Annotated in this window: 22 protein-coding genes, 5 tRNA genes and 2 pseudogenes; 18 read left to right on the top strand and 11 right to left on the bottom strand. The window is 70.6% G+C overall.

Going from position 1 to position 24,595, the window contains the following annotated elements; genetic code table 11:
- Positions 1–139 precede the first annotated feature (139 nt).
- Positions 140–793: a DUF4360 domain-containing protein gene (locus tag IEZ17_RS02785; protein WP_189295942.1), complete on the top strand. Its 654-nt coding sequence runs from the start codon at positions 140–142 to the stop codon at positions 791–793.
- A gap of 275 nt (positions 794–1,068) precedes the next feature.
- Here IEZ17_RS02785 and IEZ17_RS02790 read toward each other — a convergent pair whose 3' ends face one another.
- From IEZ17_RS02790 to IEZ17_RS02825, 9 genes and pseudogenes are all read right to left on the bottom strand, one after another.
- Complete coding sequence (locus IEZ17_RS02790; RefSeq protein WP_073447656.1) at positions 1,069–1,647, bottom strand: GTP-binding protein; 579 nt, start codon at positions 1,645–1,647, stop codon at positions 1,069–1,071.
- Positions 1,628–2,257 (bottom strand): DUF742 domain-containing protein, encoded by a 630-nt coding sequence (locus tag IEZ17_RS02795; protein WP_189295944.1) that lies wholly within the window; start codon positions 2,255–2,257, stop codon positions 1,628–1,630. Before IEZ17_RS02795 ends, IEZ17_RS02790 begins: the two co-directional genes overlap by 20 nt.
- Before the next feature lie 84 nt (positions 2,258–2,341).
- Positions 2,342–2,755, bottom strand: coding sequence for a roadblock/LC7 domain-containing protein (locus IEZ17_RS02800; protein ID WP_018087204.1), 414 nt, complete (start codon positions 2,753–2,755; stop codon positions 2,342–2,344).
- Between the two features lie 497 nt (positions 2,756–3,252).
- Positions 3,253–3,483, bottom strand: a pseudogene (locus tag IEZ17_RS44335) (hypothetical protein); the annotation flags it as partial.
- Positions 3,484–3,920: 437 nt separating this feature from the next.
- Positions 3,921–5,951: pseudogene (locus tag IEZ17_RS44340) on the bottom strand (sensor histidine kinase); the annotation flags it as partial.
- A 409-nt stretch (positions 5,952–6,360) separates the two neighbouring features.
- Complete coding sequence (locus IEZ17_RS02810; protein ID WP_159507910.1) at positions 6,361–6,954, bottom strand: GTP-binding protein; 594 nt, start codon at positions 6,952–6,954, stop codon at positions 6,361–6,363.
- Positions 6,935–7,345, bottom strand: coding sequence for a DUF742 domain-containing protein (locus tag IEZ17_RS02815; RefSeq protein ID WP_016576235.1), 411 nt, complete (start codon positions 7,343–7,345; stop codon positions 6,935–6,937). The genes IEZ17_RS02810 and IEZ17_RS02815 overlap by 20 nt, the downstream gene beginning before the upstream one ends.
- A gap of 113 nt (positions 7,346–7,458) precedes the next feature.
- Positions 7,459–7,872: a roadblock/LC7 domain-containing protein gene (locus IEZ17_RS02820; RefSeq protein ID WP_039632486.1), complete on the bottom strand. Its 414-nt coding sequence runs from the start codon at positions 7,870–7,872 to the stop codon at positions 7,459–7,461.
- Positions 7,873–7,881: 9 nt separating this feature from the next.
- Complete coding sequence (locus IEZ17_RS02825; protein ID WP_189295949.1) at positions 7,882–11,487, bottom strand: sensor histidine kinase; 3,606 nt, start codon at positions 11,485–11,487, stop codon at positions 7,882–7,884.
- 609 nt (positions 11,488–12,096) lie between these two features.
- Here IEZ17_RS02825 and IEZ17_RS02830 point away from each other — a divergent pair.
- From IEZ17_RS02830 to IEZ17_RS02870, 9 genes are all read left to right on the top strand, one after another.
- Positions 12,097–12,282, top strand: coding sequence for a hypothetical protein (locus tag IEZ17_RS02830; protein WP_189295951.1), 186 nt, complete (start codon positions 12,097–12,099; stop codon positions 12,280–12,282).
- An 82-nt stretch (positions 12,283–12,364) separates the two neighbouring features.
- Positions 12,365–13,138, top strand: coding sequence for a fumarylacetoacetate hydrolase family protein (locus IEZ17_RS02835; RefSeq protein WP_189295953.1), 774 nt, complete (start codon positions 12,365–12,367; stop codon positions 13,136–13,138).
- On the top strand, positions 13,131–14,609 hold the full coding sequence (gltX, locus tag IEZ17_RS02840; protein WP_189295955.1) for a glutamate--tRNA ligase: 1,479 nt from the start codon (positions 13,131–13,133) through the stop codon (positions 14,607–14,609). Before IEZ17_RS02835 ends, gltX begins: the two co-directional genes overlap by 8 nt.
- Before the next feature lie 95 nt (positions 14,610–14,704).
- A complete protein-coding gene (locus tag IEZ17_RS02845) occupies positions 14,705–15,430 on the top strand; it encodes an HAD family hydrolase (RefSeq protein WP_189295957.1) in 726 nt (241 codons plus the stop codon).
- Positions 15,431–15,518: 88 nt separating this feature from the next.
- A tRNA-Gln gene (locus tag IEZ17_RS02850) sits at positions 15,519–15,590 on the top strand.
- A 21-nt stretch (positions 15,591–15,611) separates the two neighbouring features.
- Positions 15,612–15,684: transfer RNA gene (locus IEZ17_RS02855), tRNA-Glu, on the top strand.
- A gap of 62 nt (positions 15,685–15,746) precedes the next feature.
- Positions 15,747–15,819, top strand: a tRNA-Glu gene (locus IEZ17_RS02860).
- A 16-nt stretch (positions 15,820–15,835) separates the two neighbouring features.
- Positions 15,836–15,907, top strand: a tRNA-Gln gene (locus IEZ17_RS02865).
- Between the two features lie 58 nt (positions 15,908–15,965).
- Positions 15,966–16,038: transfer RNA gene (locus IEZ17_RS02870), tRNA-Glu, on the top strand.
- Between the two features lie 242 nt (positions 16,039–16,280).
- On the opposite strand, the gene ndgR is transcribed toward IEZ17_RS02870, so the two are convergent.
- On the bottom strand, positions 16,281–17,000 hold the full coding sequence (gene ndgR / locus IEZ17_RS02875) for an IclR family transcriptional regulator NdgR (protein WP_043266272.1): 720 nt from the start codon (positions 16,998–17,000) through the stop codon (positions 16,281–16,283).
- Positions 17,001–17,173: 173 nt separating this feature from the next.
- On the opposite strand from ndgR, the gene leuC reads away from it, so the two are divergent.
- The 5 genes from leuC (at position 17,174) to IEZ17_RS02900 (ending at position 20,662) form a co-directional block, all read left to right on the top strand.
- The gene (gene leuC, locus IEZ17_RS02880) at positions 17,174–18,604 is read left to right on the top strand and encodes a 3-isopropylmalate dehydratase large subunit (protein ID WP_189295959.1); all 1,431 of its coding nucleotides are present in this window, start codon (positions 17,174–17,176) and stop codon (positions 18,602–18,604) included.
- Between the two features lie 5 nt (positions 18,605–18,609).
- Positions 18,610–19,203: a 3-isopropylmalate dehydratase small subunit gene (gene leuD / locus IEZ17_RS02885; protein WP_189295961.1), complete on the top strand. Its 594-nt coding sequence runs from the start codon at positions 18,610–18,612 to the stop codon at positions 19,201–19,203.
- Between the two features lie 136 nt (positions 19,204–19,339).
- Positions 19,340–19,585, top strand: a complete 246-nt coding sequence (locus IEZ17_RS02890; RefSeq protein ID WP_189295963.1) for an SCO5555 family protein — start codon at positions 19,340–19,342, stop codon at positions 19,583–19,585.
- Positions 19,586–19,710: 125 nt separating this feature from the next.
- On the top strand, positions 19,711–20,361 hold the full coding sequence (locus IEZ17_RS02895) for an HU family DNA-binding protein (RefSeq protein WP_189295965.1): 651 nt from the start codon (positions 19,711–19,713) through the stop codon (positions 20,359–20,361).
- A gap of 97 nt (positions 20,362–20,458) precedes the next feature.
- Entirely contained in the window at positions 20,459–20,662 is a 204-nt protein-coding gene (locus IEZ17_RS02900; protein WP_189295967.1) for a hypothetical protein, read from the top strand.
- Here the strand turns inward: IEZ17_RS02900 and cofC are convergent.
- Complete coding sequence (cofC, locus tag IEZ17_RS02905; protein ID WP_189295969.1) at positions 20,643–21,365, bottom strand: 2-phospho-L-lactate guanylyltransferase; 723 nt, start codon at positions 21,363–21,365, stop codon at positions 20,643–20,645. The genes IEZ17_RS02900 and cofC overlap by 20 nt on opposite strands.
- A 131-nt stretch (positions 21,366–21,496) precedes the next feature.
- On the opposite strand from cofC, the gene IEZ17_RS02910 reads away from it, so the two are divergent.
- The 3 genes from IEZ17_RS02910 (at position 21,497) to IEZ17_RS02920 (ending at position 24,585) form a co-directional block, all read left to right on the top strand.
- Positions 21,497–22,357: a lysophospholipid acyltransferase family protein gene (locus tag IEZ17_RS02910; RefSeq protein ID WP_189295971.1), complete on the top strand. Its 861-nt coding sequence runs from the start codon at positions 21,497–21,499 to the stop codon at positions 22,355–22,357.
- The gene (locus IEZ17_RS02915) at positions 22,354–23,355 is read left to right on the top strand and encodes an NAD(P)H-dependent glycerol-3-phosphate dehydrogenase (RefSeq protein ID WP_189295974.1); all 1,002 of its coding nucleotides are present in this window, start codon (positions 22,354–22,356) and stop codon (positions 23,353–23,355) included. The genes IEZ17_RS02910 and IEZ17_RS02915 overlap by 4 nt, the downstream gene beginning before the upstream one ends.
- A gap of 93 nt (positions 23,356–23,448) precedes the next feature.
- Positions 23,449–24,585: a D-alanine--D-alanine ligase family protein gene (locus tag IEZ17_RS02920; protein WP_189295976.1), complete on the top strand. Its 1,137-nt coding sequence runs from the start codon at positions 23,449–23,451 to the stop codon at positions 24,583–24,585.
- The last annotated feature ends 10 nt before the right edge of the window (positions 24,586–24,595 follow it).

Below are 24,595 nucleotides of genomic sequence, written 5' to 3' on the forward strand. Positions count from 1 at the left end.
CGGCAGCCGGATCAAGGCGTAGGTTCACCCCAATCCCGGGGAGCAGAGCTGTTCAAGCGGAGATCCCCGTGCTGGCATGCGCTCGTCATCCGCTCCTGGGCCCGCTCAGCGGGGCCAGGACGACCGGAAGGAAGAGCCCATGCTCAGCACGCTCGGTACCGGCGCCGCGGCGGCGGCCCTGCTCCTCGGATCGGCGCTCCCCACCTCGACGCCCCGGTGGGGCGACGACCCGCCGGCCGGCAAGATCGTCATAGACGTCGCCACGGTCAACGGTTCGGGTTGCAGACCCGGCAGCGCCGCCGTGGCCGTCGCCCCCGACAACACCGCCTTCACCGTCACCTACAGCGAATACCTCGCCCAGGCCGGCGGCGCCAGCAAGCCGACCGACGGCCGCAAGAACTGCCAGATCGCCCTCAACGTCCATGTCCCGCAGGGGTTCACCTACGCCGTCGCGCGGGCCGACTACCGCGGATACGCCTCGCTCGCGCCGGGCGCCAAGGGCCTGGAGCAGGCGAACTACTACTTCCAGGGCGACCCGCACACGGCCCGCGCGACCCACACCTTCAGCGGCCCCTACGGGACCGACTGGCAGACCTCGGACCAGACCGACGTCGACCAGCTGGTCTACGCGCCCTGCGGCGAGGAGCGCTACTTCAACATCAACACAGAGCTGAGGGTGGACGGTTCGCAGGCCGACCCCAAGGCCACCAGCTACATGGCCATGGACTCCACCGACGGCAGCATCAACACCCTCTACCACTTCGCCTGGAAGCAGTGCCCCGCCACCAGGTGACGGGGAGCCGGGACATCCGCAACAGCTGATACCGGGGCCCGCACGCGCGCTCGCGTGCGGGCCCCGCGCCGCGCCCGCACAGGCGCGTACCGCGCCGCCCCGGCGAAGGCTCTGCGAGGCGCCTGCGGGGCCGTGCTGGGCGCGGAGCACGACGAAAGGCCCCCGCATCCGGCAGGTGTGCGGGGGCCTTTCGTCGAACGGCGGATACGCCGGGCACGGGGTGTGCGGCGCGACCGGTGCCGTAGGGCCCGTCCGGTGGGTCCGGCCCGGGTCCGTCAGCGCAGGCGGGCCATCAGGGCGTGCTCGACGAGCGTGATGAGCGCGCTCTTGGCCTCGCTGCGGTGCCGGGCGTCGGTGGTGATGATGGGCGCGTCCGGGCCGATCTGGAGCGCCTCACGCACCTCGTCCGGCGTGTAGGGCTGGTGTCCGTCGAAGCCGTTGAGGGCGATGACGAACGGCAGTCCGCTGTTCTCGAAGTAGTCGACCGCCGGGAAGCAGTCCGCCAGCCGGCGGGTGTCGACCAGGACCACCGCGCCGATCGCGCCGCGGACCAGGTCGTCCCACATGAACCAGAAGCGGTCCTGGCCGGGCGTACCGAAGAGGTACAGGATCAGGTCCTGGTCCAGGGTGATCCGGCCGAAGTCCATCGCCACGGTCGTGGTCGTCTTGTCCGGCGCGTGCGTGAGGTCGTCGATCCCCGCCGAGGCGGAGGTCATCACGGCTTCGGTACGCAGCGGATTGATCTCTGAGACGGCCCCGACGAACGTGGTCTTGCCCACGCCGAAGCCGCCCGCCACCACGATCTTCGCGGAGGTGGTGGAGCGGGCTGCACCGCTAGAGCTTGCGAAGTCCACTGAGCACCCTTTCGAGCAGTGTCACATCTGGCTGTCCGCCGGCGGTCTCGTCTCCGCCGGGCTGATGGATGGCGACGAGTCCGGCCTCCGCCAGGTCGGCGACGAGGATCCGGGCGACGCCGAGGGGGATGGAGAGGAGGGCCGAGATCTCAGCCACTGATTTGATCTCGCGGCAGAGATGGCAGATGCGCTGGTGCTCCGGCAACTGTCCCTGCAACTTGCCGGGCTCGGCGGTCGTGCTGACCAGCGCCTCGATGGCGAGCTGGTAGCGGGGCCGGGTCCGGCCTCCGGTCATCGCGTACGGCCGCACGAGCGGATTGTTCGCACCCGTGGGGGCCGGCTCGGGCGCCGGCCGGTGGGGCTGCACCGGCTGGATGCGCGGTGCCTGCGGCTGGTCGTACGGCGACGGCTCGTACGGCGCCGGCCCGGAGGGCCGGGAACCGTACGGACCGGGCTGTTGCGGAGCGCGCTGCGGCGGCTGCGGCGGCTGGGGCCGCTGCTGCCTGCGGCTCGGCGCAGACGGGAAGTTGAAGCGGTTCTGTTGGGCGTCGCCCTGCGGACCGGACTCCTGTCCGGAACCGTACGGGTAGCCGCTCGGGGGCGTTGCCACGTCTCCTCCTCCAACTTGCCTGTCTGACGCCGGTCGCGCCACCGAACCCTATGGCGCGGTGGCGGGAAACGCACTGCCTGTCTGTTAGTTGAGAAGGCTGCCCTGCAGTTCTGCGCGCAGGTCGGGCGTCAGAACGGTGCCCGCGCGGTCGACCAGCAGGGCCATTTCGTAACCGACGAGGCCGATGTCGCACTCGGGGTGCGCCAGTACGGCCAGCGACGATCCGTCGGAGACGGACATGATGAAGAGGAAGCCGCGCTCCATCTCCACCACGGTCTGGTTGACGCTCCCGCCCTCGAAGATGCGGGAGGCGCCGGAGGTCAGCGACGTCAGGCCGGAGGCCACCGCCGCCAACTGATCTGCTCGGTCCCGAGGGAAGCCCTCGGACATGGCGAGGAGGAGACCGTCCGCGGAGACCACGACCGTGTGGGACACCCCGGGGGTGTTGTCCACGAAGTTGGTGATCAACCAGTTCAGATTCTGCGCCGCCTGGCTCATCGGGCTCACACTAACGCTCCTGATCGTAGGTGCTGCCGGGGCCGAAGCCCTGTTGGTCATTCTGGGGGACCCCCGAGGAGGGATCCATGCCGGCGCTGCGCCCCTGCTGGACACCGCGGCGCAGATTGCTCAACCTGCCGCGGACGTCCTCCGGGGCGCGGGAGACCTGGGGGCCGCCCTGCGCGGTCTGCTCCGCGGTGCCTTCGACCAGGTTGGCCTTGGGCACCCGCCGGGGGAGGCCGGATGCGGTGACCCCGCCCGCCGTCGGCTGGCGCAGTCGCTCCGCCCTTTGCCAGCGCTCGTCGTTGGCGCTGCGCCAGACAGAGCCGTCGTCCTGGCCGATCTCCGGTTCGGTCCGCTGCTGAGCCTGCGGGGAGCCGCCTCCGCGGCGCGGAAGGCCGGCGTCGGTCAGCGAGTGGATCGCGCTCGCGGTAGGGCCGGGACGCTCGAATGTTACGCGCTCAGACGCATCAGCGGGAGCGGCAGTTGCATTCCGGTCAGATTCCGCTTCGGTTCCGAAGTGGCCGTCGTATGCCGGGCGTTCGGCCCACTCGTCCGCGGGGCCCGGTTCCGGCGCGGCGAAGGGGTGCTGGCCGGTGGTCTGCGCCGGGCTCGGCTCGCCGAACGCCTGGCCGCCGTGGGAGCGGTCGTTGTAGAGCGGTTGATCGGCTTCCGGATAGGCCGGCTCGGGATAGGCCGGCTCGGCGTAGGCGGGCTCTGCGTAGGCGGGCTCGGCGTAGGCGGGCTCTGCGTAGGCGGGCTCGGCGTAGGCGGGCTCTGCGTAGGCCGGCTCGGCGTAGCCCTGGTGGCCGGAAGGCACCTCGTCGCGGAACAGCGGCCGGCTGTCGTCCTGGCCGCCGGCCGGCTGCCCGCCGGCCGCCTGGGCCTCCAGCGCCGCGCGGCGCTCCTCGCGGAACAGCGAGCGGCCCACCGGGTCCAGCCCGGTCGCGCTGTCGCCGTGCCCGTACGAGTGGTCGTCGAAGCCCAGCTCGGCCGCGGTGCGGTGGTTGTTCTCGTACGGCGTCTGCTGGTGCTCGGGGACGATCCGGGAGACGGTGAAGGTCTCGTCGAACTGGTCCTCGCCGCCACCGCCGTGGGTGATCGCCTCCGGCAGCATCACCAGCGACGTGGTGCCGGCCTGCTCGCCCGAGGGGCGCAGCTGGACCCGGATCCCGTGCCGGTCGGCCAGCCGGCCGACCACGAACAGGCCCATCCGCTGGGAGATCGCGGCGTCCACGTTCGGGGGGTTCGCCAGCTTGTGGTTGATGTCCGCGAAGTCCTCGGGGGTCAGCCCGATGCCCTTGTCGTGGATCTCGATCATGATCCGGCCGTCGGGCAGCCGGGTCGCGGCCACCTTCACCTTGGTCTGCGGGGAGGAGAACGTGGTGGCGTTCTCCAGCAGCTCGGACAGCAGGTGGATGAGGTCGGTCACGGCGGTGCCGTGGATCTCGCTCTCGGGGACCCCGCTGAGCTCGATGCGCTCGTACGACTCGACCTCGGACGTCGCCGCCCGCAGCACGTCGATCAGCGGCACCGGCTGGTTCCAGCGGCGGCCCGGCTCCTCGCCCGCGAGGATCAGGAGGTTCTCGCCGTTGCGGCGCATACGCGTCGCGAGGTGGTCGAGCCGGAAGAGGTTCTCCAGCTGGTCCGGGTCCGCCTCGTTGTTCTCCAGGTTGGTGATCAGCTCCAGCTGGCGCTCGATGAGGCCCTGGTTGCGGCTGGAGAGGTTGGTGAAGATCGCGTTGACGTTGCCCCGCAGCAGCGCCTGCTCGGCGGCCAGCCGGACCGCCTCGCGGTGCACCTGGTCGAAGGCGCGGGCGACCTCGCCGATCTCGTCGGTGGTGGTGATCGGGATCGGCGTCACACGGGTGTCGACCCGGCCCGGGTCCGTACGGGAGAGCTGGTCGACCAGCATCGGCAGCCGCTGCTCGGCGACGCCGAAGGCCGCGTTGCGCAGCTCCCGCATGTTGCGGCTCATCCGGCGGGCCATCATCCCGGCCACCAGGAACGCGGCGATCAGGGCGGCCAGCACGATGCCGGAGTCGACGAAGGTGGACTGCTTGGCGTCCGAGGAGATCTGCGCCGCCTCGTTCACCGCCTTGTCCGCCAGGTCCTTCTCGATGGACCGGTACATGTCGAACTTGCCGGTGGCGGCCTGGAAGTAGGCGTCGGAGGTGACCCCCTGCGCGGCCAGCGTCTCCGGCGCCGCGCCGGACGCGATCAGCGTCGTCATCTGGTCCATCGACGGCGGGGTGCGGAACGTCTGGCCGGCGGCCTGCGCCTGCGTCTTTGCCCGTGCGATCTGCTGCTGCGCCGACTGCTGGAGCGCCGCGGCGTCCTTCTGGAGGCGCGCCATGTCCTCGGGCGTACCGCCGGAGGTGTACTCGCCGATGGCGATGCCCTCCAGGTAGCGGTACGACGCGAACGCGGTCAGCTGCGTCTTGTGCTCCTTGCCGCCCTGCGGGGAGGCCGGGTCGACCAGCAGGTGGGTGCCGATCGAGCGCTCCAGGGACTCGGCGGCCTTCGCCAGTGAGATGGCGTAGACGGTGCGCCCGTAGGAGGTGATGTTGCCGGTGCCCAGGCCCAGTTCGTTGGCGAACTCCATCAGCGGGTGCTGGACCGCGACGTAGCCCTCTTCGGTCTGCACGCCCGTGAGCTTGGAGGTGAAGGCGACCTGCCGCAGCTGCGCCAGCTTGGGCTCGGTCTTCGCGAACAGCGCCAGCCGGCGGTTCAGGCCCGGCTTGTCGGGCACCGACTTGGCGGCGTCGTGGAACTGCTTCGCGGCGGCGTCGGTGGCGTCCCGCGCCTCCTGGACGACCGGGTCGTCCTTCTTGCCCTTCAGCAGCGGCGCCGCGGTGCGGTCCCGCTCGTCGATCAGGGCGTTGCTGTAGGAAAGTGCGGAGCGAACGAGTTTCGCCGTGTTCTCCGCGTCCTGCGCGTCCTGCCAGGTACCGAAAGAGCCATTGACGCGCAGGACGCCCAATATGAGGGCAAGGAGTACCGGGATCAGCAGAATGGCGTTCAGCCGGGTGGCCACCCGCCAGTTGCGCGGGGAGTACTTCCCGCCGCTGACCGGAGGCTGCGCGACCGGATTCTCGGACGCGTCGGAAGCCGGTACGTCACCACTGCGGGGTGGCGGGGTGAAGTTGCCCCGCCGCGGCTCCTGCGGCTCGGGGCTCGACGTGCTTCGCCTCACTCGACCAACAACCTCTCGGCGCCGGCACGGACTTGCTGTGCCGTTTCTTCTGGGCGTTACTACTCCGGAGTTCAGCGAATTTCAGCACGTCAGGGCGGTGCGTTCCAAACACTGAACAAAGCTGGAGCAGTTACCGAAGGGTGCGAGATAAAAGGGGCGTTAGGGGCGAGGCGCGGCAAAAGGCGGGAGAAATGTGAGCGCAGCGAAGCCGGGCATGCGCGTGCGGTGTCGAAAGCGACCTGATTCACTGTCGAAACGTTATGAAGCCACTTTGCGGGCGTGTCGAAGGACACAGATCGCCGCGGCCGTGAGGGGAACTGGTCCAGGGCAGGCTTCATGGCCCCCCGGTGACACCCTCGGACACAACTGCCGTCCGGCCCGCGCCCGATGACGCGCGGGCCGTCGGCGGCTACTGGAGGCGGGCCATCAGCGCGTGCTCGACGAGCGTGATCAACGCGCTCTTGGCCTCGGCGCGGTGCCGGGCGTCGGTGGTGATGATCGGCGTCCCCGGGCCGATCTGGAGCGCCTCACGCACCTCGTCCGGCGTGTACGGCTGGTGTCCCTCGAAGCCGTTGAGGGCGATGACGAACGGCAGCCCGCTGTTCTCGAAGTAGTCCACGGCCGGGAAGCAGTCCGCCAGCCGGCGGGTGTCGACCAGGACCACCGCGCCGATCGCGCCGCGGACCAGGTCGTCCCACATGAACCAGAAGCGGTCCTGGCCGGGCGTACCGAACAGGTAGAGGATCAGGTCCTGGTCCAGCGTGATCCGGCCGAAGTCCATCGCCACGGTCGTCGTGGTCTTGTCCTGGACGTGGCTCAGATCGTCGATGCCCGCGGAGGCGGAGGTCATCACGGCCTCCGTACGCAGCGGATTGATCTCCGAGACGGCCCCGACGAACGTGGTCTTGCCCACGCCGAACCCGCCCGCCACCACGATCTTCGCGGAGGTCGTGGCGCGGGCCGGGCTCGCCTCGTAGCCGCCGTCAGAGCTTGCGAAGTCCACTGAGCACCCTCTCCAGCAGGGTCACGTCCGGCGTGCCGCCCGCCTCGCCGCTGCCGCCCGGCTGGTGGATCGCCACCATCCCGGCCTCGGCCAGGTCCGCCACCAGGATCCGCGCCACACCCAGCGGGATGTGCAGCAGTGCGGAGACCTCGGCCACCGACTTCACCTCGCGGCACAGGTGGCAGATCCGCTGGTGCTCCGGCAGCAGACCGGGCAGCTGGGACGGGTCGGCGGTGGTGCTCACCAGCGCCTCGATGGCGAGCTGGTAGCGGGGCCGGGTCCGGCCTCCGGTCATGGCGTAGGGGCGCACCAGCGGCTGGTCACCTTCGCTCCCGTACGGCGCTGAGCTGTAGGCGCCGTACGGGCCGGAAGTGGCGGGTGGCGGTGTCATGGGTCCTCCGGACGGGACAGCGGACTGTCGTCGGGTTGGGCCGGTGGGGGGTGCGGCACGAATGGTTGAGGGGTTACCGGGTGCGGTGCGGCGCTGCGGACGCCGCCACGCACTCAGTTGAGAAGGCTGCCCTGTAGTTCTGCGCGCAGGTCGGGCGTCAGGACGGTGCCCGCGCGGTCGACCAGCAGGGCCATTTCGTAACCGACGAGGCCGATGTCGCACTCGGGGTGCGCCAGTACGGCCAGCGACGATCCGTCGGAGACGGACATGATGAAGAGGAAGCCGCGCTCCATCTCCACCACGGTCTGGTTGACGGTCCCGCCCTCGAAGATGCGGGAGGCGCCGGAGGTCAGCGACGTCAGGCCGGAGGCCACCGCCGCCAACTGGTCTGCTCGGTCCCGAGGGAAGCCCTCGGACATGGCGAGGAGCAGTCCGTCCGCGGAGACCACGACCGTGTGGGACACCCCGGGGGTGTTGTCCACGAAGTTGGTGATCAACCAGTTCAGGTTCTGCGCCGCCTGGCTCATCGGACTCAACTAACGCTCCTGCTGGTGAGTGGGATCGACAATGCCGTGGTTGCCGGTGGACGACGTCCCGGCCTGCCGGCCCTGCTGGATACCCCGGCGGAGATTGGTCAGCCGCCCGCGCACATCGCTGGGCGAGCGCGAGACCTGCGGACCGCTCTGGGTGGACTGCTGCTCCTGGGCGGTGCCCGCGACGAGGTTGGCGCGCGGGACCCGGCGGGGGAGTCCGGACGTGGTCACGCCGCCCGAGGCGGGCTGGCGTATCTGCTCCGCCTGCCGCCAGGTGTCGTCGTTCGGCGAGGTACGCCACTGCGCCGTGGCATCGGCCGGCTCCGGGGCCGGCGCGGCCCCACGGGCGCCGCCGACCGGCCCGGCGGCCGGCGCCGGACCGTCCTGCCCGGCACCGCGGCGCGGCAGCGTCGGCGCGTCGGCGCGGTCGGCGCCCCGCGGCGGTACGCCGGCGGCGGCCGAGGCCGGGTGGCTGAACCAGTTGGACTCGATGGTGTCGAAGATCGGCGTACGGCCGTCCCCGGGGCCCGCGTCCGCCCCGCCGAGCACATCGCCGCCGGCCGGGGCACGGCCGGCCGCCGGCCGGTCGCCCTCGGGGCGCGCGTACTGGCCGGTGCCGCTGCCGGGATGCGGGAACTGCCCGGTGGTCTCCGGCTGTCCGGTCTCGAACTGGCCGGTGTCGCTGTCGGGGAGGGCGTACTGGCCGGTGTCGCTGCCGGGGCGCGCGTACTGGCCGGTGTCGCTGCCGGGATGCGGGAACTGCCCGGTGATTTCCGGCTGTCCGGTCTCGAACTGGCCGGTGTCGCTGTCGGGGAGGGCGTACTGGCCGGTGTCGCTGCCGGGGCGTGCGTACTGCCCGGTGTCGCTGCCGGGACGCGGGAACTGCCCCGTGTCGCCGGGCCCGTCGGCCGAGCCGCTCCCTGCGGGCAGCCCGCTGCCCGTACGCGGCGCCGGCCCGCGGGCCGCATCCGGCCGCGGTGCACCGAAGTCGGGCCGCTCGAAGAGCGAGGTGCCGCCGGGCCCGGCGGCCGGCGCGGGCCGCTCGAAGATGCCGGTGGTCTCCGGCTCCTCGTGGCCGCGCGGCCGGTCCTGCGCCTCGCGGGGCGTCACCGGCCAGTCGTCGGAGGCGCCACGGTCCCGGCGTACGCCCAGCGGTGAGTCCGACGGCCGGGCGGCGCCCTGGCCGGCGTCGCTGCCCGGCAGTTCGCCCGCGGCGTTCCGCGCCGGCAGCTGGGCCCGCTCCTCGCGCCCGGACGCACCGGCCGGCGGGGCCACGGCCGAGGACGGTGCGCCGTCCGCGCCACGGGTGGGCAGCGCGGGCCGCGCTCCGCCGGCGGCCGGACGGGCGTCGCCGCCCCGGCCCGGGGCGGACGGGGCCGTACGGTCGCCGGGAGCGGCGGAGCCGAAGGCGCTCGGTGCGCCACCGCGGCCGGGCAGCGCGGGCCGCCCGCCGGGGCCGGAGCCCACCTGGCCGCGCGGCTGGAGCCCGGCCAGCCGGCTGGAGGGGGCGCCGCCGACGTCGCCGGAGCCCTTGGCGCCGCTCGGCGCCGGCTTCTTGCCGCCCTGGGCGACGTCGACCGGCAGCATGACCAGGGCGGTGGTGCCGCCGGAGTCGGACGGCCGCAGCTGGATGCGGATGCCGTGCCGCAGGGACAGCCGGCCGACCACGAACAGGCCCATCCGCCGGGACACCGAGACGTCCACGGTCGGCGGGCTGGCCAGCCGCTCGTTGATCGCCGACAGGTCCTCGGGGGACAGACCGATACCGGTGTCGTGGATCTCGACCAGGACGCGGCCGTCGGGCAGCGCGTGACCGGTCACCTTGACCTTGGTCTGCGGCGAGGAGAACGAGGTCGCGTTCTCCAGCAGCTCGGCGAGCAGGTGCACGAGGTCGTTGACGACCCGGCCGGCGACCTCGGTCTGCGGTACCGCGTTGAGCTCGATCCGCTCGTACTGCTCCACCTCGGACGCGGCGGCCCGGAGGACGTCGACCAGCGGCACCGGCCGGGTCCACCGGCGGCCCGGCTCCTCACCCGCGAGGACGAGGAGGTTCTCGCCGTTACGGCGCATACGCGTGGCGAGGTGGTCGAGCTTGAAGAGCGAGGAGAGCTGGTCCGGGTCGGCCTCGCGGGACTCCAGTTCGGAGATCAGCGAGAGCTGGCGCTGGATCAGACCCTGGGAGCGGCGCGAGAGGTTGGTGAACATCGCGTTGACGTTGCCCCGCAGCAGCGCCTGCTCGGACGCCAGCCGGACCGCCTCGCGGTGCACGTCGTCGAAGGCCGCGGCCACCCGGCCGATCTCGTCCCGGCTGTGCACACCGACCGACTCGACGGAGGTGTCCACGTCCTGCGGGTCGGCCTCGGACAGCTGCTTGACCAGCTCGGGCAGCCGGTCCTGGGCGACCTTCTGCGCGGTGTCCTGGAGGCGGCGCAGCGAGCGGACCATGGACCGGGCCACGACGAACGCGCCGACCAGCGAGACGCCGAGGACCAGCAGGATCACCGCACCGTTGATGATCGCGTCACGGGTGGCCTCATCGCGCAGCTCGCGGGACTTCTGGTCCATCTCGGACAGCAGCGAGGTCTCGATGCGGGACATCTCGTCGATCTTGACGGTGTCCGAGTCGTACCAGTCGAGGTACTTGTACTCCTGGCTGCGGATGCCGCTGGGGCTGTTGAACGAGCGGTGCGCGAACGCGACGGCGGCCTTGATCTCGTCGTTGTTGCCGTCCAGGCCGCGGGTGAGCGCACCGGCGTTGCCGCTGTAGATCTGCGCGAAGCGGTCGCGGGCGGCCTTCTCGTCGTCCTCGGAGGCATGGCCGGCCTGCCGGTCGTTGGCGGAGAGCTGGGGGCCGCCGGAGTGCGCCAGGCCCGCACTGACCAGGGCGCGCTGCATCGACGCGTACTCCTTGGCCGACGAGAACGCGGCCAGCGCCCGGGTGCTGCGGATCATGTCCGGCTGGCTGGTGGCCAGCGCCATGTCCTGGGACAGCTGGAGCAGGGAGTTGATCAGCCCGTTGTAGGCGGTGACGGTCCGCGCGACGTTGTTGTCGTCCTTGTACGCGTCGGCGCGGATCTCGTTGAGGGTGTTGAGCTGGCGCCCGATCTCCAGGATGGTCGCCCGGACACCGGCCATGGTGGTGTCGTCGGGCTTGATGTCCCCGGTGGCCTGGTTGAACGACACCTTGGCGCGGTCGGTCGCCTCGCGGGGCGCGACCACGTTGGCGTCGTCCTTGGTGTTGCCCGTGCCGGCCAGCGGACCGGCCGACTTGTCCCGCTCGACCTGGAGCGCGTCGGCGAGTTCGGTCGCCTGACGGGTCATCTCGGTCAGCAGCTGCATCTTGTCCTGCTGGTCGATGTTGTCCAGCTGGGTGCTGATACGCATGCCGCCGAGCGTGGTCGCGGCGACGACGGGGAGCGCGAGCAGGGAGACCAGGCGGGTGCTGATGCGCCAGTTGCGCAGCGCTATTCGGTTTCCGGGCCCGGTGGGGCTGGTCTTGGGCTTGCCACCGTCCGCGGCGTCCCCGCCCGGAGTCTGTGCGCGGTCGGTCTCGCCGCGCAGCTCCGGGTCCGCCGCAGCGTTGCCATCCCTCTTGAAACGTCCCTGCACTAGCGTCGCAACCTCTGGACCAGGCGTCCCCCCGCGCCAGCGGCAGGACGGTGTCGAGTCGAAGGGGACCGCGAAGTCCCCCATGGCGGTCGTGAGTGACCGGCGTACTGCCCCCTCTGGCCGAGAGAGCGGCACCACCGCGCGGCGCTACTTCGCGCCCGTGCGCGCCGGCTGAATCGTGCGGCGGTCCGTGGAATTCCAGCACAGTGCAGGATCTCCAACAAGAGCGGAGCCGGTCGCTGTGACATGGGTGACGCAATGTACGGAATATGTCACGACCTGTAGAAGACGCCGCCCCAGATATCGGACTTTCACCCGCGAGTCGTGCGCCCCGGCCTACTGTCCCAGGTGCGGTGATCAGGAGCGGAACGTACGATTCAATCCGTCAATGTCCGTTTCGCCCACGGATGTTGATCATGAGAATTGCGGCATATGTCGCACCCTTCGTGAGGAAACTCACAGGAAGATCGTCGACTTCACCGGCGTTCCGCAGGGAATAGCGCGCTTAGCCTGACGCTTTACACAGTTGCGTGACACGACAACCGCACGATGTTGCGGTGATGGTGACGTACCGCAACTCTTCCCTGACACAACGCGAGGCATACAGCAGTGAAGACGACGATGATGTTCCGCAACATAGCCAACCCGCGGCGCACCACCCTGGCGCACCTCAAGGACGCCGACGAGCTCGGTGTCACCGAGGTTCAGGAACACCCCGTCGACCTGCCCGGCCAGACCGCCAATCCGCGCCGCACCGTCCTGATGGACGCCCCGACGCAGGACGTCCCGGCCTGAAAAGCCGGCGGAGCGCCCGTGCCCCCGCGATAGCCTGGAGTGTCAACTCCGGCCAGTGATCAATGAGGGGCAGCGGCAACCCGTGCGCATCGCCAGATTCTCCATCGACGGCAACGTCGGCTTCGGCGTCCTCGAAGGCGACGAACTCGACGTCATCAAGGGGCATCCCTTCGCGGAATTCGAGCGCTCGGGCCAAAAGGTCCCCCTCGACAAGGTCCGGCTGCTGCCGCCGGTCCTCCCCAACAAGGTCGTGGCGATCGGGCGCAACTACGCCGAGCACGCCGCCGAGCTGGGCAACGAGGTCCCGGAGGTGCCGGTCACCTTCTTCAAGCCGTCCACCTCGGTGATCGGCCCCGGCGACCCCATCGCGTACCCCTCCTTCTCCCAGGAGGTGCACCACGAGGCGGAACTCGCCGTCGTCATCGGCCGGATGTGCCGCGAGGTGCCCCGCGAGCGCGCGAAGGACGTCATCCTCGGCTACACCTGCGCCAACGACGTCACCGCGCGCGACGTCCAGCGGCGCGAGAAGCAGTGGGCCAGGGCCAAGGGCTTCGACAGCTCCTGCCCCCTGGGCCCCTGGGTCGAGACCGGCCTGGACCCGGCGGCGATCGCCGCGGGCCTCGCCATCCAGTGCACCGTCAACGGCGAACAGCGCCAGCTCGGCCGCACCAGCGAGATGATCCGCCCGATCGAGGACCTGATCGTCCACATCACCGAGGCGATGACGCTGCTCCCCGGCGACGTCATCCTCACGGGCACCCCGGCCGGGGTCGGCCCGCTCAACGTCGGCGACGAGGTCGCCGTCACCATCGAAGGCATCGGCACTCTCACCAACAAGGTGATCAAGCGTGGCTAACGCGACCCCCGTCCGCGTCCGTTTCTGTCCCTCCCCGACCGGTAACCCCCACGTCGGCCTGATCCGTACCGCCCTGTTCAACTGGGCCTACGCACGGCACAACAAGGGATCCCTGGTCTTCCGCATCGAGGACACCGACGCGGCCCGCGACTCCGAGGAGTCCTACAACCAGCTGCTGGACTCGTTCCACTGGCTCGGCTTCGACTGGGACGAGGGCCCCGAGGTCGGCGGCCCGCACGCCCCGTACCGCCAGTCGCAGCGGATGGACATCTACAAGGACGTCGCCGAGAAGCTCCTCGCCGCCGGCCACGCCTACCACTGCTACTGCACCACCGAAGAGCTCGACGAGCGCCGCGACGCCGCCCGCAAGGCCGGCAGGCCCTCCGGCTACGACGGCGCCTGCCGCGATCTGACCGCCGAGCAGAAGGCCTCCTACGAGGCCGAGGGCCGCAGCTCGATCGTCCGCTTCCGGATGCCCGACGAGCCGATCACCTTCACCGACCTGGTCCGCGGCGAGTTGACCTTCACCCCGGAGAACGTCCCGGACTACGGCATCGTCCGCGCCAACGGCGCGCCCCTCTACACCCTCGTCAACCCCGTCGACGACGCCCTGATGGGGATCACCCACGTCCTGCGCGGCGAGGACCTGCTCTCCTCCACCCCCCGCCAGATCGCCCTCTACCGGGCGCTGATCGAGCTGGGCACCGCCACGTCGATCCCCGCCTTCGGCCACCTCCCGTACGTCATGGGCGAGGGCAACAAGAAGCTCTCCAAGCGCGACCCGCAGGCGAGCCTCAACCTCTACCGCGAGCGCGGCTTCCTCCCCGAGGGCCTGCTGAACTACCTGGCGCTCCTCGGCTGGTCCTTCTCGGCGGACCAGGACCTCTTCACCGTCGGCGAGCTGATCGAGAAGTTCGACATCGCGGACGTCAACGCCAACCCGGCCCGCTTCGACCTCAAGAAGGCCGAGGCGATCAACGCCGACCACATCCGCCGGCTGGACCCGAAGGACTTCATCGCGGCCTGCGAGCCCTGGCTGACGGCCCCGTACGCCAACTGGGAGCCCGGGGACTTCGACCGGGCCGCGTGGGAGGCCATCGCCCCGCACGCCCAGACCCGCCTCACCGTCCTCTCCGACATCACCGCCAACGTCGACTTCCTCTTCCGCACGGAGCCCGTCGAGGACGAGGCGTCCTGGACGAAGGCGATGAAGGGCGACCCCGCGGCCCTGCTCACCACGGCCCGCGCCAACCTGGAAGCGGCCGACTGGACCGACCCCGAGTCCCTCAAGCAGGCCGTCCTCGCCGCCGGCGAGGAGCACGGCCTCAAGCTCGGCAAGGCCCAGGCCCCGGTCCGGGTGGCCGTCACCGGCCGCACGGTCGGCCTCCCGCTCTTCGAGTCCCTGGAGATCCTGGGCAAGGAGCGCACCCTCCGGCGCATCGACGCGGCGCTGGCCAAGCTGGCCGGCTGACCCCGCGACGCACCCCCGGGCCCGGAAGCCGCACGGCTCCCGGGCCCGCGGCGTATCCGGGCACAATGGCCCCACAGGCAACAGGGAGGCCGCCCATGACCGTCCACGCCGTCCTCTGGGACGTCGACGACACGCTCTTCGACTACACGGGCTCCGACCGCACCGGCGCGCTGCGCCACCTGGAGGCCGAGGGGCTGGTGGACGCCTACGGGGGCACCGAGCCCGCACTGGCGCGCTGGCGCGCGGCCATGGAGACCGAGTTCGCCCGCTTCCTCGCGGGTGAGGTGGGCTTTCTCGACCACCGCAGGGCCCGCGCCCGGACGTTCCTGGGCACCGAGCTCTCCGACGACGAGGCGGACGCCTGGTTCGGCCGCTACGTGGCCCACTACGAGGCCGCCTGGACGCTCTTCCCGGACTCCGGCCCCGCCCTGGACGCACTGGCACCGCTGGTCCGCCAGGCGGTGCTCTCCAACTCCTCGACGGCCAACCAGGAGCGCAAGCTGACCACCCTGGGCATCCGGGAGCGCTTCGAGGCGGTGCTCTGCGCCGACGATCTGGGATACGCCAAGCCCGCCCCCGAAGCCTTCCTGGCCGCCTGCGCGGCGCTCGCCCTGCCGCCATCCGAGGTGCTCTACGTGGGGGACAACCTCGACGTCGACGGACGGGGCGCCCGGGACGCCGGACTGGTGGCCGTATGGCTGGACCGCACGGCCGGTGGCGCACAGTCGCCTCCGGGGGTGCGCCGGATCGGCGGCCTGGCCGAGCTCCCCGAGCTGTTGCGCGGAGTTATCGGTTTTGGAGCCCCGTCCGCGATCAGGTAATGTTCTTCCTGCGCCGCCCGAGAGGGCCGAAAGGTCCGGCCGGGAAGCGCAGATCAAATCAAGCCCCCAGCCGGGGGTTGCGCTTTGATGGCCTATGGTGTAATTGGCAGCACGACTGATTCTGGTTCAGTTAGTCTAGGTTCGAGTCCTGGTAGGCCAGCTCGCAGAGCTCATCTGCAAAGCCCCCGTTGTGTAGCGGCCTAGCACGCCGCCCTCTCAAGGCGGTAGCGCCGGTTCGAATCCGGTCGGGGGTACAGATCCTTCCCGGGGAGACAGCCAGGGTCGCACCCACTGTCACTCATGCAGGATCGCTAGGGCCCCCGTTGTGTAGCGGCCTAGCACGCCGCCCTCTCAAGGCGGTAGCGCCGGTTCGAATCCGGTCGGGGGTACTGGTCTAAACCACCATGGGCTATGGTGTAATTGGCAGCACGAGTGATTCTGGTTCATTTAGTCTAGGTTCGAGTCCTGGTAGCCCAGCGCAGTGTGTCGTTTCGGCACGGTGTCTTGATGGCACGACTCAACTGCACCAAAACTCGCCCCCGTTGTGTAGCGGCCTAGCACGCCGCCCTCTCAAGGCGGTAGCGCCGGTTCGAATCCGGTCGGGGGTACAGAAAAGGAAGGCCCTCCGCGTATGCGGGGGGCCTTCCTGTTGCGTCAACTGCCGTCTGCGGGGCCCGGATCGGGAATCCCGCGCGGATCGGCCGGGCCGGTTGTGCGCCGTATGCGGCGAGTTGGACCTCCGGGGACGGCGGCGGGCCGTGGGCGGTGGGCAGTTGGAGCCGACGGGAGAGCCGGTGCGGGCCGGGGCCGGCCGGTCGCCGCGGGGCGGGCCGACCGGCCGGCGGGGCGTTCAGGCGCCGTTGCGGCGCAGGCCCTCGGAGAGGCGGGCGGCGGCGTCGATGACCGCCTGGGCGTGCATACGGCCCGGGTGGCGGGTCAGCCGCTCGATCGGGCCGGACACCGAGACGGCGGCCACCACGCGGTTGGAGGGGCCGCGTACGGGCGCGGAGACGGACGCCACGCCGGGCTCCCGCTCGCCGATCGACTGGGCCCAGCCGCGGCGCCGTACGCCGGACAGCGCGGTGGCCGTGAAGCGGGCGCCCTGGAGGCCGCGGTGCAGCCGCTCCGGCTCTTCCCAGGCCATCAGGATCTGGGCGGCCGAACCGGCCTTCATGGGCAGCGTGGAGCCGACCGGGACGGTGTCCCGCAGTCCGGACAGCCGCTCGGCCGCCGCCACGCAGATCCGCATGTCGCCCTGCCGGCGGTAGAGCTGGGCGCTCTCGCCCGTCACATCGCGCAGATGCGTGAGCACCGGCCCGGCCGTGGCCAGGAGGCGGTCCTCGCCGGCCGCCGCGGCCAGCTCGGAGAGCCGGGGGCCGAGGATGAACCGGCCCTGCATGTCCCTCGCCACCATCCGGTGGTGTTCCAGAGCCACGGCCAGCCGGTGGGCCGTGGGTCGTGCGAGCCCGGTCGCCGCGACCAGCCCGGCGAGGGTGGCCGGACCGGACTCCAGAGCGCTCAAAACCAGAGCTGCCTTGTCGAGAACGCCGACGCCGCTAGAGTTGTCCATGCAACGATACTTGCGTCTCACAGTGTGAAACGCAAGTTCAATTTTCCAGGGAAATCGTCAATCTGTACATGTGGCCCTCGACCAGGGCCCGGCGTCAGGCCCGCCAGGGGATGTCTGCGGGCATCGCGCACAGACGAGCAAGGCCGGCACAGCGGCCGGCCGGAGGGAAAGCGATGGGACGGACACTTGCGGAGAAGGTCTGGGACGACCACGTCGTCCGGCGCGCGGAAGGCGAGCCCGACCTCCTCTTCATCGATCTGCACCTCCTGCACGAGGTCACCAGCCCGCAGGCGTTCGACGGCCTGCGCAAGGCCGGCCGACAGGTGCGCCGCACGGATCTGACCATCGCCACCGAGGATCACAACACCCCGACCCTCGACATCGACAAGCCGATCGCCGACCCGGTCTCGCGCACCCAGCTGGAGACGCTGCGCAAGAACTGCGCGGAGTTCGGCGTCCGCCTGCACCCGCTGGGCGACGTCGAGCAGGGCGTTGTCCACGTCGTGGGACCGCAGTTGGGACTGACCCAGCCCGGCACCACCGTGGTCTGCGGTGACAGCCACACCTCCACCCACGGCGCGTTCGGCGCGCTGGCCTTCGGGATCGGCACCAGCCAGGTCGAGCACGTCCTGGCCACCCAGACGCTGCCGCTGGCGCCGTTCAAGACCATGGCGATCACCGTCGAGGGCGAGCTGCCCGACGGCGTCACGGCCAAGGACCTGATCCTGGCGATCATCGCCAGGATCGGCACCGGCGGCGGCCAGGGCTACGTCATCGAGTACCGCGGCCCGGCCATCGAGAAGCTGTCGATGGAATCCCGGATGACCATCTGCAACATGTCGATCGAGGCGGGCGCCCGGGCCGGCATGATCGCCCCCGACCGGACCACCTTCGACTACCTCCAGGGCCGCGACCACGCCCCCAAGGGCGAGGACTGGGACGCCGCGGTCGCGTACTGGAAGACGCTGCGCACCGACGACGACGCGGTCTTCGACGCCGAGGTCGTCATCGACGCCGCCGCGCTGTCGCCGTTCGTCACCTGGGGCACCAACCCCGGCCAGGGCGCGCCGCTTTCGGCCAGCGTCCCCGACCCTGCTTCGTACGAGGACGCCTCGGAGCGGCTCGCCGCCGAAAAGGCCCTGGAATACATGGGGTTGACAGCAGGTCAACCGCTGCGCGAGATCACCGTGGACACCGTCTTCGTAGGTTCGTGCACCAACGGCCGGATCGAGGACCTGCGCTCCGCCGCGGCGATCCTGGAAGGCCGTTCGGTCGCCGAGGGCGTGCGCATGCTGGTCGTTCCCGGTTCGGTGCGGGTCGCCCTCCAGGCCGTCGCGGAGGGCCTGGACAAGGTCTTCACCGCGGCCGGCGCCGAATGGCGGCATGCGGGCTGCTCGATGTGCCTGGGCATGAACCCCGACCAGCTGGCGCCCGGTGAGCGCTCCGCGTCCACCTCCAACCGCAATTTCGAGGGCCGGCAGGGCAAGGGGGGCCGCACGCACCTGGTGTCGCCGCAGGTGGCCGCCGCAACGGCGGTTCTCGGCCATCTGGCCTCACCCGCCGACCTGTCCGACGCCGTCGCCGCTACGCCCGCGGGAGTCTGAGAACCATGGAAGCTTTCACCACCCACACCGGCCGGGCCGTTCCGCTGCGCCGCAGCAACGTCGACACCGACCAGATCATCCCGGCCCACTGGCTGAAGAAGGTCACCCGCGACGGGTTCGAGGACGGGCTGTTCGAGGCGTGGCGCAAGGACCCCGAGTTCGTCCTCAACCAGGCTGCGTACAAGGGCGCCACCGTCCTGGTGGCCGGCCCCGACTTCGGTACCGGATCGTCGCGCGAGCACGCCGTCTGGGCGTTGCAGAACTACGGCTTCAAGGCCGTCATCTCCTCGCGTTTCGCGGACATCTTCCGCGGCAACTCCCTCAAGAACGGCCTGCTGACGGTGGTCCTGCCGCAGGAGACCGTGGACCGCCTCCAGAAGCTGGCGGAGGCCGATCCGACCGCCGAGGTGACCGTCGACCTGGTCGGACGGCAGGTCCGCGCGGAGGGCATCACCGTGGACTTCGAGCTGGACGAGAACGCCCGTTGGCGTCTCCTGGAGGGTCTGGACGACATCAGCCTCACCCTTCGGGAGGAGTCCGCCATCGCGGAGTACGAGGCGAACAGGCCCGGATTCAAGCCGCGTACCATCGAGGTCTGACCTCGGGTTTTATGGCTCAAAGCCTTATTGCGTACGATGCGCCCCCTGTGCAGTTGGCAGGGGGCGCATCGGCTTGTCGAGGCAGCTGTTGAGGCCCCGTGAAGCGACAACTCGCCGCAGATGGCACAATTAGCGCATGGAACGCGACGACCAACTCGAGCTCTATGGTTTCGTCGCCGACCGACTCAAGGACGCACACGCAAGAGTGCGGACACTGCAAGTCCCGGAGGGCGTACGGATGGCGCTGACCCGGAAGCTGCTCGTCATCACGGCCGCGGCTAAACACGATCTTGCGGACGCGGCAAGGCGTCTGGAGTGGTTCATGCAAGACCTCGACGAAGGTCGTTATCCCGAAGATGTGCATGCCGATGGAAGTCCGTGAAGGTCGAGTCCGTTGCGGCACAAGGGTGATTAGCCCGTTTCGTGTTTGATTTGCGGTATATATCTGCCTAACGTGCGAAAAAGCTTGGAAACTTTCGTTCCAGCAATGTCTCCGAAGGGGAAGACGTGAACAAGGCGCAGCTCGTAGAAGCCATTGCCGACAAGCTCGGCGGCCGTCAGAACGCCGCGGAAGCGGTGGACGCCGTACTGGACGCAGTCGTCCGTGCAGTTGTCGCCGGCGACCGGGTTTCGGTCACCGGATTCGGCTCGTTCGAGAAGGTCGACCGTCCGGCCCGATACGCCCGCAACCCGCAGACGGGTGAGCGCGTGCGGGTCAAGAAGACCTCGGTGCCGCGTTTCCGTGCGGGCCAGGGCTTCAAGGACCTGGTGAGCGGTTCGAAGAAGCTCCCCAAGGGCGGCGAGGTCTCCGTCAAGAAGGCCCCCAAGGGCAGCCTGACCGGTGGCGTCGCCATCAAGAAGGCCGCCGCCAAGAAGGCCGTCGCCAAGAAGGCCGCCGCCAAGAAGGCGGCACCCGCGAAGAAGGTCGCCGCCAAGAAGGTGACGGCGAAGAAGGTCACCGCCAAGAAGGCCACGGCGAAGAAGACCGCCACGAAGGCCGCGGCGAAGAAGGCCGCGCCGGCGAAGAAGACCACCGCGAAGAAGGCCACGGCGAAGAAGACCGCGCCCGCCAAGAAGGCGACGGCGAAGAAGGCTCCCGCCAAGAAGACCACGGCGCGCAAGACGACCGCCAAGAAGACCACCGCCCGCAAGCGGTAATTCCGCCAGCGGCAACGCCATGCGCCGGGCCGGTCTCCCTTCGGGGAGCCCGGCCCGCGGTGCGCCGCCCGCCGGGCCGCCGTCTAGGCTCTCTCCCATGCAGGCCACCGCGTACACCTACGACGACGAGACCCGCTCCGGCAGCGTGCTGCTGGACGACGGGACCCCGCTGCCCTTCGACGCGGCGGCCTTCGACGCCGGCGGCCTGCTCCTGCTGCGGCCCGGCCAGCGGGTCCGGATCGACGTCACCGGCGAAGGGGACGCCCGGCGGATCGTCCTCGTCACGCTCCCGACGCTGTGACCTGCGGCGGCGCCTGATCGCCCTGGTCGTGCCGACCGCCCGCCGCAGCCGGCAGCCGGCGCGTCTGATGTGCGGTGTACGGGCCCACGCCCAGCGCCAGCGCGGCCCGCAGATCCTCCCCGGTGTCCACGTCCCGGCGTACCGACGGCACCTCCGGCGAGGTGATCTCGTGCGCCCCGGAGGCCAGGTGGCGGGCCCGCGAGGCGCCGCCGAATGCCGGGTCCAATTCCGCACCGGAAGTCGCGGTCAGAAGTGTTGTCCCGATATCTGCCGCATCCGCGAGAAATGCGCGGGGAAATAGCGAAGCAGAATGGAGCACCAGTTCCAGCTCGGCCGGGCGCAGTGCGGGAAGGTCGGCGTTCAGCGCAGCGACCGGCGCGCCGGGGCGACGCGCCCGTACCACGGCCGCGCCATGGGCCAGTGCGGCATTCAGCCCGTTGGCCGGAGCGTCCGGCACTATGCGCGCCCCCAGGGCGGCCAAGCGCTCCCCGGCCAGCGGGTCGTCCGTGACAACCGCCACATCCCGGACGTCCGCGCAGGCCAGCGCGCCCGCAACGGTATCCAGGGCGAATGCCAGGGCCAGCCGCGGCCGGAACTCCTCGCCGGCCGCCCGGGAGAGCCTGCTCTTGGCCCGCACCAGCGGTTTCAGCGGCACGACAAGGCTCCAGCCCACATCCCCTCCGTCTCTTCGCATCGGGATCATTCTCGCCTGCTGCCACCGCCTTTCCGGAGCGGCGGGGTTACGGTGTTCTCGACATAGCGGGTACCTGGGGCGACACTTGTGCGGCTGCCGGCTCGCAGCAGCTTCGCAGGTCCCACAAGGAGGGTGTCCCAGTGTCCCGCCGCAGAATCGGCTTCTGGTACCGCTTGGCCGCGGTCATCTGCAAACCGCCGCTCTTGGTTCTGTTCAAGCGGGACTGGCAAGGAATGGAGCACATTCCGGCCGACGGCGGTTTTATCACCGCGGTCAACCACAACTCGTATCTTGATCCGCTCTCCTATGCGCACTATCAGTACAACACCGGGCGGGTCCCCCGATTCCTCGCCAAGGCCGGACTCTTCAAGAGCGGCTTTGTCGGCCTGATGATGCGCGGAACCGGACAGATCCCCGTGTACCGGGAAACCACCGACGCCGCCACCGCGTTCCGGGCGGCCGTGAACGCGATCGAGAAGGGCGAATGCGTCGCGTTCTACCCCGAAGGCACCCTCACCCGCGACCCCGAGATGTGGCCCATGCAGGGCAAGACCGGCGCCGCCCGGGTCGCGCTGCTGACCAAGGCCCCCGTCATTCCGGTCGCCCAGTGGGGCGCGAACGACGCGATGCCGCCGTACGCCAAGGAGAAGAAGCTCCAGCTCTTCCCGCGCAAGACGCTGCGGGTCAAGGCGGGACCGCCGGTCGACCTCAGCGAGTTCCACGGCAAGGAGCCCACCGCCGAGGTGCTGCGGGCCGTCACCGAAGCGATCATGGCCGCGATCACCGCGCAGCTGGCCGAGGTCCGCGGCGAGCCCGCGCCGGCCGAACCGTTCGACTACCGCAAGGAGATCGCCCGGGAGCGGCGCGCCGCCCGCGAGGCCGCCAGGGCCCGGGCCGCAGCCGACGCCGCCCTGGAACCGGCCGACGCCGCCCTGGAACCGGCCGTCCCCGCGCCGCAGACCCTCAGCAACCGGCAGGCACAGGAGGATGAAGGCAAGTGACGCGCTGCGCCGTTTTCGGCACGGGGTCCTGGGGCACCGCATTCGCGATGGTGCTCGCCGACGCGGGATGCGAGGTGACCCTGTGGGGGCGCAGAGCGGCCCTCGTCGACGCCATCAACAACGGCCGTACGAACCCGGACTATCTGCCGGGGGTGGAGCTGCCCGCGGGCGTACGCGCCACCACCGACCCGGCGGAAGCGGCCCGCGGCGCGGACTTCACGGTCCTCGCCGTGCCCTCCCAGACGCTGCGCGCCAACCTCGCCGAGTGGGCGCCCCTGCTGCCCTCCGACACGGTCCTGGTCTCTCTGATGAAGGGTGTGGAACTGGGCACCGCGAAGCGCATGAGCGAGGTCATCGAGGAGGTCGCCAAGGTCCCCGCGGAACGCGTCGCGGTGCTGACCGGACCCAACCTCGCCAAGGAGGTCGCAGCGAGGCAGCCCGCCGCCGCGGTCGTGGCCTGCGCCGACGAGGCGGTCGCCCGCCGGCTCCAGACCGCCTGCCACACCTCGTACTTCCGGCCGTACACCAACACCGACGTGGTGGGCTGCGAACTGGGCGGCGCGGTCAAGAACGTCATCGCGCTCGCGGTCGGCATCGCCACCGGCATGGGCCTGGGCGACAACGCCAAGGCCTCCCTGATCACCCGCGGCCTCGCCGAGACCACCCGGCTCGGCCTCGCCATGGGCGCCGACGCGCACACCTTCGCGGGCCTCGCCGGCATGGGCGACCTCGTCGCCACCTGCTCCTCGCCGCTCTCCCGCAACAACACCTTCGGCACCAACCTCGGCCGCGGGATGACGCTCCAGGAGACCATCGCGGTCACCAAGCAGACCGCCGAGGGCGTCAAGTCCTGCGAGTCCGTGCTGGATCTGGCCCGCCGGCACGGCGTCGACATGCCGCTCACCGAGACGGTCGTGGGCATCGTCCACGAGGGCAAGCCGCCCCTCGTCGCCCTCAAGGAGCTGATGTCGCGGACCGCCAAGTCCGAGCGGCACTGAGCAGGGAGCCTGTCTGACCGGCGCGTACGCCACGCCGCCAACGGCCGCCGCGGCACTGACGCCGCGCCGGTCAGCAGGTACCCTCGACGCGATATGAGCAGCGAGACCTCCTCCCAGAAGCCCCGCGTCGCCGTCGTGTTCGGCGGGCGCAGCTCCGAGCACGCCATCTCCGTGGTCACCGCCGGAGCCGTGCTGGCCGCCATCGACCGCGACAAGTACGACGTGCTGCCCATCGGCATCACGACCGACGGGCGCTGGGCGCTCACCGCCGACGACCCCGCGCGGATGGCCATCACCGACCGGCGGCTGCCCAGCGTGGCGGAGCTCGCCGAGTCCACCGACGGCGGTGTGGTGCTCCCCGTCGACCCCACCAACCGCGAGGTCGTCTACAGCGAGCCGGGATCGGTCCCCAAGGCGCTGGGCGAGGTCGACGTCGTCTTCCCCGTCCTCCACGGCCCCTACGGCGAGGACGGCACCCTCCAGGGCCTCCTGGAGCTGTCCGGCGTGCCCTACGTGGGCTCCGGTGTGCTCGCCTCGGCCGTCGGCCAGGACAAGGACTACATGAAGCGGGTGTTCGCCTCCTTCGGGCTGCCGGTCGGCCCGTACGAGGTCATCCGCCCCCGCGAGTGGGAGAACGACCCCGCCGCCGCGCGCAAGAAGATCGTGGACTTCGCCGGCGAGCACGGCTGGCCGCTGTTCGTGAAGCCCGCCCGGGCCGGCTCGTCCATGGGCATCAGCAAGGTCGACGACCTCGCCGGGCTGGACGAGGCCGTCGAGGAGGCCCGCAGCCACGACCCCAAGATCATCGTGGAGGCGCTGCTGCGCGGACGCGAGATCGAGTGCGGGGTGCTGGAATTCGAGGACGGCCCGCGGGCCAGCGTGCCGGCCGAGATCCCGCCGGTCACCGCGCACGACTTCTACGACTTCGAGGCCAAGTACATCGACTCGGCCGACGGGATCGTGCCCGCGCCGCTGACGCCCGAGCAGACCGCCGAGGTCCGGGAACTGGCCGTGGCGGCCTTCGAGGCGGCGTCCTGCGAGGGCCTGGTGCGCGCGGACTTCTTCCTCCAGGACAACGGCGAGTTCGTGATCAACGAGATCAACACGCTGCCCGGCTTCACGCCGATCTCGATGTACCCGCGGATGTGGCAGGAGAGCGGCGTCAGCTACCCGGAGCTCATCGACCGGCTCCTCCAGGCGGCGCTGCGCCGCTCCACGGGCCTGCGCTGACCCGCCCGCC

This window comes from Streptomyces albospinus (genome assembly GCF_014648695.1).
In the GTDB taxonomy this organism is placed as follows: Bacteria; Actinomycetota; Actinomycetes; order Streptomycetales; family Streptomycetaceae; genus Streptomyces; species Streptomyces albospinus.